Consider the following 15,190-nt stretch of genomic DNA (forward strand, 5'->3'; position numbering starts at 1 on the left):
CGGGGTCCTGCTTTTCCGGGCCGTGCCCCGCGATCGGGAATGATCTCCAGAATCGCGCGATTCGGTCGATTTGGGTGTGTCGGCGCGGGCGGTCGAGGCGGCGCCGGGTGAACGGCCCGCCGGTTCACGGCATTCGGTCTTAAGTGGTGCGTGCCCGAAGCCGACGCCCCGTGTTCATCGTTCCGATGTGTGCAGGCACGATTCCATCCGATGTCGAGGTGCACACAGTGGTTACTCAGTCAGGACGCCGCCGCGGCGGCGGCGTCACCACCCGGCTCAGCCTGGCGCTCGGTGCCTTCGCTCTCGGCCTCAGTGCCCCGGCCGCCGCCGCGGTGGCCGCGCCGCCGGAGCCCATTGCGGACAGTGCGGCCAAGCTCACGGGCCCGGTGAAGTCGCTGCCCGACCTGAACGCCCCGGAGCTGAAGGGCGACAAGGACAGCAAGGGAGCGGCGTCCGTACTGAGCACGCTGCCGAAGGAGCTGGACTGCAGCGACGACGGCGACTGGGTGTTCCGGATCGACGGCGTCGGCCACCGCAGCAAGGTGCCCGCGCCGAAGTTCATCGTCGCCAAGGCTGCCAAGGGCAAGCCGGCGTTCGCCAAGCTCGCCTCCGAGGAGCGCGGCGCGGCGTACTACTCGGTGCCGGGCGAGGCGAACCTCACCGGCCACGCCGGGGCCTGGATCTCGACAGCCTGGAAGGGCACCTTCACCCTCATCGCCGCGCCGTGCGAGGCGCCGACGCTGACGGCCGAGTCCGAGCCGACGCTGGTCGTCAAGGGCAGCAAGGTGTTCGTCTCCGGCAAGCTGACCGACGCCGACGGCGCCCCCGTCGCCCGGCACGAGATCACGCTGGAGAGCGCCTGCTCGGACCGGTGCCGCCGGTACGGCAAGGGCGACAGGGGCCGGCACGGCAAGGTGCTGCGGGCCAAGACCGACCGCAAGGGCCGGTACTTCTTCAAGCTGCGGCCCGGCGAGATCGGCCTGCACGAGCTGACCGTCCGCAGCGCCGCCCGCGCCCCGGAGGCCGGCGAGCCGGGCCTGGCCAGCGCCACCAAGACCCTCGGCGTGTGGGTCGTCCCGCACAAGAAGTTCCACAAGTCCGGCGAGCTGGGCAGCTCCAAGGGCGACGCGCTGATCGCCGGCCCGAAGGCGACCGTCCTCACCGGTGACGGCTTCCGGCCCGGCAGCGACGTCGCGATCCTGCTGTACGGCGAGCCGACCGTGATCACCGTCGTGAAGGCCGACGGCGAGGGCCGGATCTCGGTCGAGGTCGACCTGCCGGCCGACCTGCGCGGCGAGCACCGCCTGGTCGCGCTCGGCGAGGACCGCAGGTGCCGCCCGCGGATCCTGATCCGCAAGGTGACCGTCCAGGCGCCGCCGACCAAGCCGGGCGGCGGTGGCGGCGGGGACACCGGCACCACCGACCCCGAGCCGCAGCCGGAGCCGAGCACCAAGCCGGTCGCGAACACCGAGACCGACGGCAGCACCCTCCCGGTGACCGGGGCCTCGCTGGCCGGCGTCCTGGTCGGCGGCGGCGCGATCGTCGCCGGCGGCGTGGGCCTGCGCTTCCTGGCCCGCCGGCGCCGCGGCGCCACCCCGTTGGGCTGACCCCGACACCCTCACAGGGCAACCCCGCGATCGGTCCCCCCGGTCGCGGGGTTGCCCGCGTGCGGCGACCTCGCTCCGTTACCGCCGACCGGCTCACCCCGGACCGGTCGGCCGGGTGGGCGGGCCGGCCGGCGGTCAGCCGGTGTTGCGGAGGCCGGCGGCGATCCCGTTGACCGTGGTGAGCAGGGCGCGTTCCAGGTCGCCGTCCGGAGCGTCCGCCGCGCGGTGCTGGGTCAGCAGCGCGACCTGGAGGTGGTGCAGCGGCTCCAGGTAGGTGTCCCGGACCGCGAGCGTGCGGCGCAGCGCCGGCTGGTCGTCCAGCAACGCCGCCTGGCCGGTGACGGCCAGCACCTCGTGCACCGTCCGGTCGAACTCGCCCCGGATCCGGTCGAAGATCGGCCACAGCTCCGGCGGCGCCAGCGACTCGACGTACCGGCGGGCGATGGCCAGGTCGGTCTTCGCCAGGGTCATCTCCACGTTGGACAGGAACGTGCGGAAGAACCGCCACTCCCGGTACATCTCCGCCAGCACCGGCCCGAGGCCCGCCGCGCGCGCCGCGGCCAGGCCCGCGCCGACGCCGTACCAGCCGGGGACGACCTGCCGCGACTGCGTCCAGCCGAACACCCACGGGATCGCCCGCAGGCCGCCCAGCCCCGCCCCGGCGTCGGGGCGCTTGGCCGGGCGGGAGCCGATGTTCAGCGCGCCGAGCAGCGACGTCGGCGTGGTCGCCCAGAAGTACGCCGGCAGGTCCGGGTGGTCCACCAGCTCGCGGTACGCCCGCAGCGACGCCGCCGCCACCCCGTCCATCGCCGAGTCCCAGCGGGCGAGCGTGCCGGCCGGCACGGACGGCCGCCGGTGCAGCACCGTGGCCTCCAGCGTGGCGGCGACGGTCAGCTCCAGGTTCTCCCGGGCGAGGCCGGGCAGGGTGTACTTGTCCGAGATCACCTCGCCCTGCTCGGTGACCTTGATCGCGCCGTCCAGCGTCCCGTACGGCTGGGCGAGGATCGCCTCGTGCGTCGGCCCGCCGCCGCGCCCGATCGTCCCGCCCCGGCCGTGGAACAGGCGCAACTGCACGCCGTGCCGGGCCGCCGCGTCGCGCAGCGCGCGCTGCGCCCGGTGGATGCCCCACTGGGCGCTGGCGATGCCGGCGTCCTTGTTGGAGTCCGAGTAGCCGAGCATCACCTCCTGCACGTCCCCGCGGGCCGCCACAATCGCCCGGTACGCCGGCACCCGCAGCAGCGCGTCCAGCAGCGGGCCGGCGTCGGCCAGCTCGGCGGTCGACTCGAGCAGCGGGACCAGCCCGATCGACGCCCGCCCGGCCGCCGGGTCGACCAGCCCGGCCTCCCGGGCGAGCACGGCCGCGGCGAGGACGTCGTCCACGCCGCGGGTCATCGAGATGATGTACGACTCGACCACCGACGCCCCGAACCGCTGCTGCGCCGCCCGCACGGTCGCGAACGTGGCCAGCGTCCGCGCCGGCCCGTCCGGCAGGTCGGGGTCGGCGCCCCACAGCGGCCGGCGCCCGGCCAGCTCGCCGGCCAGCAGGGCGGTGCGGGCGGGCCGGTCCAGCGCGGCGTAGTCCGTCTCGCCCAGCTCGGCGTACCGGTGGGCCAGCACCGCGTGGTGGGCGTCGGCGTGCTCGCGGATGTCCAGCGTGGCCAGGCCGAGCCCGCAGGCGGCCACCGTGCGCAGGGCCGTCGCCACCCGGCCGTCGGCCGCCAGGCGGCCGCCGTGCGCGGCCAGCGAGTCGCGCAGCACGGCCAGGTCGGCGCAGACGCCGGCGACGTCGGCGTAGTCGCGGCCGGGCGCCACCGGGCGGCCGGCGGCCAGCCGGTGCCGGGTGTGGGCCAGCCGGGCGCGGATCGCGCGCAGCTTCAGCCGGTACGGCTCCGCGTCGTGGTTGCGGCGCAGCCGGGCCTCGATCTCCGGCAGCGCGGCCAGGTCGGCGTCGAGGCCCGCCCGCAGCTCGGGGCTGACCCCGCGCAGCCGGTCGGAGACCGACAGCTCGGCGATCAGGCCGTCCACGAGCTGCTCGACCGCCTGGAGGCCGTACTCGTGCTGGATCAGCAGGACGTCGCGGGTGACCGCCGGGGTGACGTACGGGTTGCCGTCCCGGTCGCCGCCGATCCAGCTCCCGAAGCTCAGCGGCCGGGCGCCGGGCGGCAGCGTCACGCCCAGCCCGGCGAGCGCCGCGGTCAGGTCGTCGAGGACCGCGCCGACCGGCCCCCCGGCCAGGTCGCGCAGGTAGTACACGGCGTTGCGCGCCTCGTCGGTCGGCTCCGGCCGGTGCACCCGCAGCTCGTCGGTCTGCCAGAGCATGTCGAGCAGCTCGGCCAGCCGGGCGTCGTCCGGCCGGGGCGTGCCGGTGAGCGCGGCCTCGGCCGCTTCGGCGTCCAGCACGTCGGCCACCGCCCGCAGCTTGATCAGGATCGACCGGCGGGCCGCCTCGGTCGGGTGCGCGGTGAACACCGGCCGGACCGCCAGCCGCGCCGCCGCCTCGGCCACCTCCGCCGCCGGGATGCCGGCGGCGGCGATCCGGGCGCCGGCCCGCTCCAGCCAGCCGCCGTGCGCCGCCCGCTCGCGGCGCAGCGCCCGGGCGCGGTGCGCCTGCTCGGTGATGTTGGCCAGGTGGAAGTACGTGGCGAAGGCGCGGGCCAGCAGCGTCGCGGTGCCGACGTCCACCCCGGCGAGCTTGCGGGCCGCGGCGTCGTCGTCGGCGCGGACCAGCGCGCGGACCTCCTCGACCAGCGCCAGCAGGCCGGAGCCCTCCTGCCGGGCGAGGGTGTCGCCGAGCAGCGCGCCGAGCCGCCGGATGTCGGCGCGCAGCGCCGCCCCGTCAGCGCCGGACCCCTGCCCGCTGCCCGCCCGACCAGCAGCGGCACCGTCGCCCGTGCCCGCTCCGTCGGTCGTCCCGTGGGTGCCGCTGTCGCCGTCCACGGCCGTTGCCCGTTCGCCCGTCCCGCCGCCCCGCATGAGCGCTCCGCCATCCCGCATGAGCGATACGTTGCCACGCCGCCCGCCGCCGTCGCTGCCTTCCGCGGACCCGAATTCCGTGATCACGCCGAAGCGACGGCCATATGCCCGATCGGTCCGTCCGCTCGACATGATCACCGGGGGCGGGTGCGACCGGGAGCGGCGTGAAGATCAACGGCTGGGCCGCCCGGCAACCGGAAATCGTATGGGTGGAGGGCCTGCCGGGGCGGCGGCCGCCCGGCGCGCGGGCCGATCCGACCGGCCGCCGCGCCCGCCCGGTGCGGGACGTGAGTCGCGCCACACGCCGCCCGCGCACCGGACCGGCACCCGCCACACCGAGCCGCACCCTCACCCGCGCCGACCCCAGCCATGTCCGCCGGTTGCCGGTTGCCGGAGGTGGGGGTGGGGGTGGGGGTGGGCCACCGCCATGTCCGCCGGCTGTCGGAGGTGGGGGTGGGGCCGCCGCGGTAGCGCTTGACCAGCGGGTACCTACCCGACACACATCCGCGGCACCGGCCCCGCCGCGGCCCTCCCCGTACCGGCGACGGTGGTCGCGGGTGCCCCCATCGCCGCACGTCGGCGGCGTAGCGTGGCGCCATGCTGACCAGTCCCGCGAAGGTGGCGCCCGGCGACCGGGTGGCCGTCGTCTCGCCGTCGGCCGCCCTCGCCGACGTGTTCCCGCACGTGTACGAGCGCGGCCTCCGGGTCCTCCGCGACGACCCGGGCCTCGTCCCGGTCGAGTACCCGACCACCCGGGTCGGCGGCTCGCCGGCCGCGCGGGCGGCCGACCTGACCGCGGCGTTCGCCGACGACTCGATCGCCGCGGTGCTCGCCACGATCGGCGGCGACGACCAGCTCACCGTGCTGCCGCACCTGGACGACAAGGTGCTCGCGGCGAACCCGAAGCCGTTCCTCGGCTACTCCGACAACACCTGCCTGCTCCACCACCTGGCCGGGCTGGGCGTCGGCGGCTGGTACGGCGGCTCCGTCATGGTCCACCCGGGCCGGGCGGGCGGGCCGCACCCGTACTCGATGCACTGGCTGCGCACGGCGCTGCACGCGACCGGCTGGCACGCCCTCGACGTGCCGGCGGGGTTCACCGACGAGGACGCCGACTGGAACGACCCGCACGCCGCGCCGCCGCCGATGCGGCCGGCGACGCCGTGGGTGTGGGCGGGCGCGACCGCCACCGTCGAGGGTCCGTCGTGGGGCGGCTGCCTGGACGTCCTGCCCTGGCTGGTGCTCGCCGGCCGGCTGCCGGACGGCCCGGACGGGCTCCGGCTGGACGGCGGGGTGCTGCTGCTGGAGACGTCCGAGGAGCTGATGACGGACGTCGAGGTCTACCGCGTGCTGCGCGCGCTGGGGGAGCGCGGCCTGCTGAGCCGGTTCGGCGCGGTGCTGGCGGGGCGGCCGAAGGCGTGGAGCATCCACGACCGGCGGGGGCTGGACCAGCGTGCGGTGTACACCGCGCGGCAGCACGCCGCGGTGCGCCGCGCGGTGGCCGAGTACGCGCCGGGCGCGGTCCTGGTGCTGGACGTCGACTTCGGGCACACCGACCCGCAGGCGGTCCTGCCGTACGGCGGGCGGATCCGCGTCGACGCCACCACCGGGACGATCAGCGCCCACTACTGAGGCGTGGCACGGCCCCGGCGGCGCCGCGGGGCGCGCCGGGCCGTGCGGCCGCGCTCAGACCCGGGCCGACTGGAGGGCCAGCGGGTCGGCCGGCGCGGCGGACCGGGCCTTGGCCATCTCCTCGCCCAGCTCGGCGAGCCGGTTGCGGCCGAGCGCCTTGCGCACCTCGGGGAACCAGTCCTGCTCCTCCTCCTGCACGTGGTGCCGGACGTTCTCGATGAGGACGGTCACCTTCGCGTCGAAGGTCTCGTTCCGCGGGTCCAGCTCGCGCAGTTCGGAGAGCAGCCACGCGACGACGTGGTGCTCCTCGACCGATTCGAGCACGTGCTCGTCGGTCGCCGGCACGCTCTCCCGGGCGGCCGGGTAGAAGACCGTCTCCTCGATGTACGCGTGCGTGGTCAGCTCGTTGCAGATCTTGTCGACGAGCTTGCGCTTGGCGGCGCTCGTGGCCGAGTCCTTGGTCTTCTCGAACTCCTTGAAGAGCTGCTCGACCTTCTTGTGGTCGTCGCGCAGCAGCACGATCCCGTCCATGTTCGCCTCCGAGAGCCGCAGATGATCGGACACCCCATCGCATACCCCCTGGCCGCGGCCGCTACGCCAGGGTTTGGGGGTTGTCACTTACGGCAATGCACGCAGTACGGCCAGTGAGGAAGGGAGTGGCATGTCCACGGTCCTGGAGAGCGTCGAGGTGGCTGCCCCGGTGCACGCCGTCTACCACGAGTGGGCGCAGTTCGAGCGGTTCCCGGAGTTCATGTCCGGCGTCGAGGAGGTCGAGCAGACCACCGCCACGCACACCCACTGGCGGACCCGGATCGCGGGCGTGGAACGGGAGTTCGACGCCGAGATCACCGCCCGCGACCCGGACCGGCGGATCGCCTGGGTCGCCACCGGCGTCGCGCACCGCGGCGAGGTCACGTTCGAGCCGGTGGACGGCGCCCGCACCAGGGTCACCGCCCGGCTGGACTTCGTCCCCGCCGGGGCGGCCGAGCAGGTCGGCGACCGGCTCGGCCTGGTCGACCAGCGGGTGCGCGGCGACCTGCGCCGGTTCAAGGCGTACCTGGAGGGCGGCACCACCCGGCGCGCCCACCCGGCGGTGACCGCCGCGGACCTGCACCGCGTCCGGCGGTCGCCGACCGAGGCGGCGTTCCGGGCGGAGTTGCCGGGCCTGGCCGTCCGGCCGGGTCGGGAGAACCTGCCGCTCATCTGACCGCCCCCGCCAGCCCGATGGGCCGCCCCGCCCGCGACCCGCGCCGCCGCCCGCCGCCGGCCCGCCGGGCCCGCGCCCGGCCCGGTGGCGTCCGGGTACGGGCCCGGCGGGTGGGTATGGGTCGGGCATGGCAGACGACGCGCAGCAGGCCCCGCCCCCGCAGGAGCAGCCGTACCCCGGCCGCAGCGGCGACCCGGACCCGGCGCCGCGGGACACGATGGCCGACCACCCCGGCCGCGACCTCCTGCGCGACCGGGTCGCCCTGATCACCGGCGGGGACTCCGGCATCGGCCGGGCCGTCGCGGTGGCGTTCGCCAAGGAGGGCGCGGACGTCGCCCTCGCGTACCTCAACGAGCACGACGACGCCGAGTACACCGCCGAGCTGGTCCGCGCCGCCGGCCGCCGGTGCGTCTGCTGCCCGGCAACCCGGCCGAGGAGCACCACTGCGCCGAGGTCGTCGAGCGGACCGTGGTCGAGCTGGGCGGCCGGCACGTGCTGGTGAACAACGTCGCGTACCAGCGGCCGGCGCAGCGGTGGGAGGACATCGACCCGAAGCAGTGGGAGCACACGTTCGCGGTCAACGTCGGCAGCTACTTCCACGTCACCCGGGCCGCCCTGGCGCACCTGCGGGCCGGCGCCGCGATCATCAACACGGCCTCGGTGAACGGGCTGCGGGGCAACCGCGACCTGATCGACTACTCGGCGACCAAGGGGGCGGTGCTCGCCTTCACGATGTCGCTGGCGCAGTCGCTGCTGGACCGCGGGATCCGGGGTCAACTGCGTCGCGCCGGGGCCGGTGTGGACGCCGCTGATCCCGGCCACGTTCGACGCCGAGAGGGCCGGCGGGTTCGGCGGGCAGGCACCGATGGGGCGGGCGGCGCAGCCGGGACGAGATCGCCCCGTCGTACGTGTTCCTCGCCAGCGAGCGGCTGTCCTCGCACTACTCCGGCGAGGTGCTGGCGCCGGTCGGCGGCGAGACCCACCCCGGCTGACGCGGCGCCCGGCCGGCCCCGCGCGACCCCCACCGGCCGGTCGGACCGGGCGCGCCGTCGTTCGGCCGGGCCCGCCCGACCGGTCCGCTGACCCTGATCGATGGATTCCGGACGTCGTAGGCGCCATTACGTATTGCGCCGTTGCGGTCACAGCGCGGAGTGCTGTTCACTGGGCTCAGTCGCCCCAATTACGGGGAAATCGGGGAGAATCGCGGCTTCTGTGGTGAGGAGCCGCCCGCCAGGTCGGGTCGTCGGGGCCCGGCGTGCCGCGCAAGGGGTGGGGTCGCGTGTCGGGCGATCCCACCCCTTCGGCCTTCGTCGCGGGCCCCGGACGGCCGCCGCCGTCCGGGGCCCGGCGCGGCGTCAGGGCGCCGCCGCCACCAGCGGCTTGCGCGGGCGGACGATCCGGATCGTCGCCGGCGGCCGGTGGCTCAGCCGGGCCGGGGTCGACTGCGGCCGTACCTTGTGCACGAAGTCGTGCCGCGCCCCCGCGAAGTCGGACCGGTCGTCGAACATGTCCAGGCTCATCTCCGCCAACTCGCGCGCCTCGTACGCGTCCAGCGGCACCGGCTCCGCCGCCAGCCGGTCGGCCTTCGCCGCGCACAGCGCCGCCGCCCGGCGCGGCTCGGCCGCCCGCGCGGCGACCTCGCCGAGCCAGTCCAGGTACGCCGCGTGGTCGCATGGCCCGACGTCGTCGAGCAGCCCCAGCCGCAGCGCGGCGGCCGTGCCGATCGGCAGCCTGTCCTCCAGGAGCTGCCGGGCCAGCCGGCTGCCGACCCGCCGGGGGAGCGTGTACGTGTGCAGCTCCGAGCCGTACAGGCCCATGTCGTAGTACGGGTTCAGCACGATGCCGTCCCGGGCGGTCACGATGTCCGCGCCCAGCGCCAGCATCACGCCGCCCGCGCCGGCCGGGCCGCCGAACCCGGTGAGCACCACCTGCCGGGTGTTCGCGGTGATGGCCCGGCAGACGGCGTTGATCGCCTTGATGTTCGTCCACGCCGTCGCGGCGGGGTCGCTCGCCGCCTCGATCACGTTGAGGTGGATGCCGTTGCTGAACACCTCCGGCCCGCTGGCCAGGACGATCGCCCGGGTGTCCTGCTGCGCGGCGTGGCGCAGCGCGGCCAGCATCCGGCGGCAGTGCCCGCTGGACATCGCGCCGTTGTAGAAGTCGAACGTCAGCCAGCCGACCGCGTCGTCCCGGCGGTACCGGATCTCGGCCGGGCCGTCCCCGCCCTCGCCCGCCCGGGACGTCCGCGGCACGCCGCGCAGCCGCCGGCTGAGCAGCGTCGTCGCCGGCAGCTTGATCCGCGGGCCGCCGCCGTCGGCGGGCGCCCGCAGGTGGCCGAGCCAGACGCTGCCGTCGCCGGTCGCGACGCGGATCGCGTGGTCGCGCTGGGCGAGCACGGTACCGGGCGCGCGGCCGGGGACCGGGCCGGCGGGGTGCGCGTCGAAGATCAGCGTCGGCCGGCCGCCCAGCGTCGCCCGGACGCCGGGGGCGCCGTCGGCCGCGCGGACCCGGCGGACCAGGTGCGCCGTCGGGTCGGACCAGTCGCACGCGCGGTCGGCCCCGGTCATCGCCGGCCGCAGCCGCGCCCCCGGTACGCCGGGGGCGGCCGCCGCCAGCGGCGTGGGCCGGAACGCCGGGTCGGCGGCCTTGGCCACCACCTCGGCCACGCACTCCAGCGCGGCGTCGGCGACCGGTCCGTTGTACACCGCCGACTTGCGCGCCGGCTCCGCCGGCAGCGGGAACGTCCGGCTGGCCCAGATCGGGCCGGCGTCCATCTCGTCGATCGCCTCGAGCGCCGTGACCCCCCAGCGCGGCGCCCCCTCGGTGATCGCCCAGTCCAGCGAGGACGGTCCGCGGTCGCCGACCGGTCCGGGGTGGATGATGACCGTCCGCCACCGCTGCCACACCCGCGCCGGCACCCGCTCCTTGAGGAACGGGCACAGGACCAGGTCCGGATTGGCCGCCGCCACGCCCTCGATGATCGCTTGTTCGCTCGTCGCCAGCAGCACGCCGACGTCGTGGCCGGCTTCCCGCAGTGCACACCAGACCCGTTGGCTGAGTCCGTTGAAGGCGGAAACCAGCAGCAGCACTCGCACGTCGCATCCCCTTTTGCACACCATGGCCGGCCGGTCCCGGTCGGCCCCGACTGCCTCGGTCCAGGGATCGCGGCGCCCACGAAGCCGCCCTGCGCCGCCCGGCCGTCGCCGGCGTGCGGTGGGATGGGGAGGGGAAGAAGTGCAGGTAGATCCTGTGTGGACCAATTTGTGAGGCCGAAGCATTGTCATGCCGATTCGCGCGCGATCGACGGACAGCATGTGCGACATGACGGAGACGCAAGATGCCGGCGCGCCCTCCGGGCGGCCGGTCGGTGACGTGCGCGTGAACGTGCGGTGGATGGGTCCGGGTCGATGGATCAGCGCCGTCGCTCTGGGAAACGGCCCGAGTGGCGGATGGTTACGGGTCGATGTGTGCAAGTTGCAGATTCGCGCGCTGCTCCTGTTCAAATGCCTGGTCGCGGGCCCCGCGGGCAAGCTAACTGTCGGCAAGCCGACAGTGTGGTGCGACTAACAGGGCATTACATCGGCGCATTGTTAGCGTCGCGACCGGACGTCGCACTGCCAGATAGAGCACGGACAGTACGGGCCGACCGGGAGCGCCCGCGCGCCGTACCCCGCCGACACCCGCCGGCGTGGCCCCGGCGCTCCCGCCCGCGTACGACGGCGCGCGCACTCGGCACCACGAGATAGCGAACCCCGCGACGCAGCCGGCGCCGCGGGGTTCCGCACGCGACCACCGCCCGGCAGCCCGCCCCGCCGCCGGTACCGCGGCCTTCTGCGCGCATCCGCCCCGCCCGCCGGGTCGTGGCCGGGGCCACCCCGCTGCTCCCCGCTCGCCGCGGCCCGACCGCGCGGTGGAGAGTGGGGTCGTGGCCGCCCCCGGCCGGGCCGCCGCCGCGGGGCGCCCACAGCGCGAGCGGCGGGTGCCGGAGCCGGCGACCCGGCGGGCGCCGACCCGGCCGCCCGAATGACCCCGCTCGGGCGGATTCACCCCGGGATGCGCCGGACCCGCCCCGGCGCCCGCCGGCAATGACGGGGGTGGCCGATATGGTCGGGGGACCGCCCGCGCCCCGCGTCCCGCGGCCGCGCGCACTGCTCCCGGAGGTTCCGCGATGAAGCTCGCCGGTCTGCTGCCGGCCGTCCTCGGCGACACCGCGCTGGCCCGCGCGCGCACCCTCGCCGCGGCGGCGCACCCCGAGGCGGTGGACCTGACCGGGCCGGCGGCGCTGCGACCGTACGTCGTCGCGCTGCTGGCCGCCGCCGGGTCCGGCGCCGGGCGGCCGGTGCTGGCGGTGACGGCGACCAGCCGGGAGGCCGACGACCTCGCCGAAGCGGCGGCCTGCCTGCTGCCGCCGGAGCACATCGCCGTCTTCCCCGCCTGGGAGACGCTGCCGCACGAGCGGCTGTCCCCGCGCTCGGACACCGTCGGCCGGCGGCTGGCCGTCCTGCGCCGGCTGGCCCACCCCGAGGACACCGTCGAGGGGCCCGTGCGGGTGCTGGTCGCGCCGGTCCGGTCGCTGCTCCAACCGCAGCTCAAGGGCCTCGGCGACCTGCCGCCGGTCACGCTGACCACCGGCGCCACCGCCGACCCGGCGGAGATGGCGCGGCGGCTGACCGACCTGGCGTACGCGCGGGTGGACCTGGTGACCAAGCGGGGCGAGTTCGCCGTCCGCGGCGGCATCCTCGACGTGTTCCCGCCGACGGCCGAGCATCCGCTGCGGGTCGAGTTCTGGGGCGACGACGTCGAGGAGATCCGGACCTTCGCCGTCGCCGACCAGCGCACGATCGAGCCGGTCGACCGGCTGGACGCACCGCCGTGCCGGGAGCTGCTGCTCACCGACGACGTCCGGGAGCGGGCCGCCGCGCTGGCCGGGGACCACCCCGAGCTGGCCGAGCTGCTGGACAAGCTCGCCGGGGGCATCCCGGTCGAGGGGATGGAGTCGCTGGCGCCCGCGCTGCTCGGCCCCGACCGGCTGGAGCTGCTGATCGACTGCCTGCCGGCGCACACCCACGTCCTGCTCTGCGACCCGGAGCGGATCCGGGCCCGGGCGCACGACCTCACCCGTACCTCGGCGGAGTTCCTCGAGGCGAGCTGGGCGGCCGCGGCCGGCGCGGCGGGGCGGGCGCCGATCGACCTGGGCGCCGCCGCCTTCCGGACGCTGGCCGAGGTCCGCGGGCACGCCGACAAGCTCGGGCTGGCCTGGTGGACGCTGGCGCCGTTCGGCATCGCCGGCGAGAGCGCGGAGCCCGCCGCGGCCGAGCCGTGGCTGGACCCCGTACCGGCGGCCGAGGTCGCGCCGGACGAGGGCACCGCGCTGACCCCGACGGCGGCGGCGGTGCCGCGGTACCACGGCGAGACCGAGCGGGTCGTCGCCGACCTCACCCGGTGGACGGCCGCGGGCGCCGCGGTCGTGCTGGTCTTCGCCGCGCCCGGCCCGGCCCAGCGGGCGATCGAGGTGCTCCGGGACGCCGGCCTCGGCGCCACGCTGGTCGACGCGGTCGAGGCCGCGCCGCCGGCCGCCGCGATCACGGTCACCTGCGGCGGGCTGCACGAGGGCCTGGCCCTGGACGAGCACCTGATCGTCGTCACCGGCGAGGACATCACCGGCGGCCGCGGCGCCACCACCCGGGACATGCGCCGGATGCCGAGCCGCCGGCGCAACACCATCGACCCGCTGGAGCTGCGCCCCGGCGACCACGTGGTGCACGAGCAGCACGGCATCGGCCGGTACGTCGAGCTGGTCCAGCGCAAGATCAACGGCGCGGACCGGGAGTACCTGGTGATCGAGTACGCCGCGTCCAAGCGCAACCAGCCGCCGGACCGGCTGTACGTGCCGACCGACCAGCTCGACCAGCTCTCCCGGTACGTCGGCGGCGAGCAGCCGACCCTGCACAAGATGGGCGGCGCCGACTGGCAGAAGGCCAAGGCCCGGGCGCGAAAGGCGGTCAAGGAGATCGCCGCCCAGCTCATCCAGCTCTACGCCGCCCGGCAGGCCAGCAAGGGCCACGCGTTCGCGCCGGACAGCCCGTGGCAGCGGGAGCTGGAGGACGCCTTCCCGTACACCGAGACGCCGGACCAGCTCGCCGCGATCGACGAGGTCAAGGGCGACATGGAGAAGTCCACCCCGATGGACAGGCTGATCTGCGGCGACGTCGGGTACGGCAAGACCGAGATCGCGGTCCGGGCGGCCTTCAAGGCGGTCCAGGACGGCAAGCAGGTCGCGGTGCTCGTGCCGACCACGCTGCTCGCCCAGCAGCACTTCAACACCTTCACCGAGCGGATGGGCCAGTTCCCGGTGGCGATCCGGCAGCTCTCCCGGTTCCAGACGCCGAAGGAGGCCGAGCGGACCATGGAGATGGTCGGCGACGGCACCGCCGACATCGTCATCGGCACCCACCGGCTGCTGTCCAGGGCCACCCAGTTCAAGCACCTGGGCATGGTGATCGTGGACGAGGAGCAGCGGTTCGGCGTCGAGCACAAGGAGCACCTCAAGACGCTGCGGGCCAGCGTGGACGTGCTCACGATGTCCGCCACGCCGATCCCGCGGACGCTGGAGATGGCGATCACCGGCATCCGGGAGATGTCCACGATCGCCACCCCGCCGGAGGAGCGGCACCCCGTCCTGACGTACGTCGGGGCGCAGGACGACAAGCAGATCGCCGCCGCCATCCACCGCGAGCTGCTCCGCGACGGCCAGGTCTTCTACCTGCACAACCGGGTCGAGTCGATCGACCGGGCGGCCCGCCGGATCCGGGAGATCGTGCCCGAGGCGCGGGTCGCCGTCGCCCACGGGCAGATGTCCGAGGAGGCGCTGGAGAAGGTGATGGTCGGCTTCTGGGAGAAGGAGTTCGACGTCCTGGTCTGCACCACGATCGTCGAGTCCGGCATCGACATCGCCAACGCCAACACCCTCATCGTCGAGCGGGCCGACCTGCTCGGCCTGGCCCAGTTGCACCAGATCCGCGGCCGGGTCGGGCGGGGGCGGGAGCGGGCGTACGCGTACTTCCTGTACCCGCGGGAGAAGCCGCTCACCGAGCAGGCGCACGAGCGGCTGGCCACCATCGCCCAGCACACCGAGCTGGGCGCCGGCATGTACGTGGCGATGAAGGACCTGGAGATCCGGGGCGCGGGCAACCTGCTGGGCGGGGAGCAGTCCGGGCATATCGAGGGCGTCGGCTTCGACCTGTACGTCCGGATGGTCGGCGAGGCCGTCCAGGCGTTCAAGGGCGAGCGCCCCGAGGAGGAGGTCGAGGTCAAGGTCGACCTGCCGGTCGACGCGCACCTGCCGCACGATTACATCGGGGTGGAGCGGCTGCGGCTGGAGATGTACCGCAAGCTCGCCGCCGCCCGCGACGCCGACGCCCTGGCCGGCGTGGTCGCGGAGATGACCGACCGGTACGGCGAGCCGCCCGCCGCCGTGGCCAACCTGGTCGCGGTGGCCCGGTTCCGGCTGCTGGCCCGGGCGTACGGGCTGACCGACGTGTCGTTGCAGGGCAAGCACATCCGGCTGGCCCCGCTCGCCCTGCCCGACTCCCGGCAGCTCCGGCTCAAGCGGTACCACCCCGACGCCGTGTACAAGGCCGTCACCGAGCAGGTCAGCGTCCCGCACCCGCGGGACCGGCGGGTCGGCGGCAACCCGCTGCGCGACCTGGCGCTGCTGGACTGGGTCGGACAGCTCCTGTCCGACGTGCTCGGGCCACCGGCCGGCACCTGA

At 75.4% G+C, this 15,190-nt stretch carries 7 protein-coding genes and 1 pseudogene; 5 read left to right on the plus strand and 3 right to left on the minus strand.

What is annotated here, in order from left to right:
* Window positions 1–227 precede the first annotated feature (227 nt).
* The gene (locus IEY94_RS15820) at window positions 228–1,607 is read left to right on the plus strand and encodes a carboxypeptidase-like regulatory domain-containing protein (protein WP_189170930.1); all 1,380 of its coding nucleotides are present in this window, start codon (window positions 228–230) and stop codon (window positions 1,605–1,607) included.
* Window positions 1,608–1,742: 135 nt separating this feature from the next.
* Here the strand turns inward: IEY94_RS15820 and ppc are convergent, their stop codons facing one another.
* On the minus strand, window positions 1,743–4,433 hold the full coding sequence (gene ppc / locus IEY94_RS15825) for a phosphoenolpyruvate carboxylase (RefSeq protein WP_229784066.1): 2,691 nt from the start codon (window positions 4,431–4,433) through the stop codon (window positions 1,743–1,745).
* Window positions 4,434–5,177: 744 nt separating this feature from the next.
* Between ppc and IEY94_RS15830 the strand changes: the two genes are divergently transcribed.
* Window positions 5,178–6,212, plus strand: a complete 1,035-nt coding sequence (locus IEY94_RS15830) for an LD-carboxypeptidase (protein WP_189170931.1) — start codon at window positions 5,178–5,180, stop codon at window positions 6,210–6,212.
* A gap of 54 nt (window positions 6,213–6,266) precedes the next feature.
* On the opposite strand, the gene IEY94_RS15835 is transcribed toward IEY94_RS15830, so the two are convergent.
* On the minus strand, window positions 6,267–6,743 hold the full coding sequence (locus tag IEY94_RS15835; RefSeq protein WP_189170932.1) for a hemerythrin domain-containing protein: 477 nt from the start codon (window positions 6,741–6,743) through the stop codon (window positions 6,267–6,269).
* Between the two features lie 130 nt (window positions 6,744–6,873).
* Here IEY94_RS15835 and IEY94_RS15840 point away from each other — a divergent pair, with 130 nt between their 5' ends.
* Together IEY94_RS15840 and IEY94_RS23630 are read left to right on the plus strand one after the other, a co-directional pair.
* On the plus strand, window positions 6,874–7,419 hold the full coding sequence (locus IEY94_RS15840) for an SRPBCC family protein (protein WP_189170933.1): 546 nt from the start codon (window positions 6,874–6,876) through the stop codon (window positions 7,417–7,419).
* Window positions 7,420–7,636: 217 nt separating this feature from the next.
* A pseudogene (locus IEY94_RS23630) lies at window positions 7,637–8,502 on the plus strand (SDR family NAD(P)-dependent oxidoreductase).
* A gap of 272 nt (window positions 8,503–8,774) precedes the next feature.
* Here the strand turns inward: IEY94_RS23630 and IEY94_RS15850 are convergent.
* Window positions 8,775–10,514, minus strand: coding sequence for a hydrogenase maturation protein (locus IEY94_RS15850; protein ID WP_189170934.1), 1,740 nt, complete (start codon window positions 10,512–10,514; stop codon window positions 8,775–8,777).
* 1,073 nt (window positions 10,515–11,587) lie between these two features.
* Here IEY94_RS15850 and mfd point away from each other — a divergent pair.
* Window positions 11,588–15,190: a transcription-repair coupling factor gene (mfd, locus tag IEY94_RS15855; RefSeq protein WP_189170935.1), complete on the plus strand. Its 3,603-nt coding sequence runs from the start codon at window positions 11,588–11,590 to the stop codon at window positions 15,188–15,190.

This window comes from Pilimelia anulata, assembly GCF_014647895.1.
GTDB lineage: Bacteria > Actinomycetota > Actinomycetes > Mycobacteriales > Micromonosporaceae > Pilimelia > Pilimelia anulata.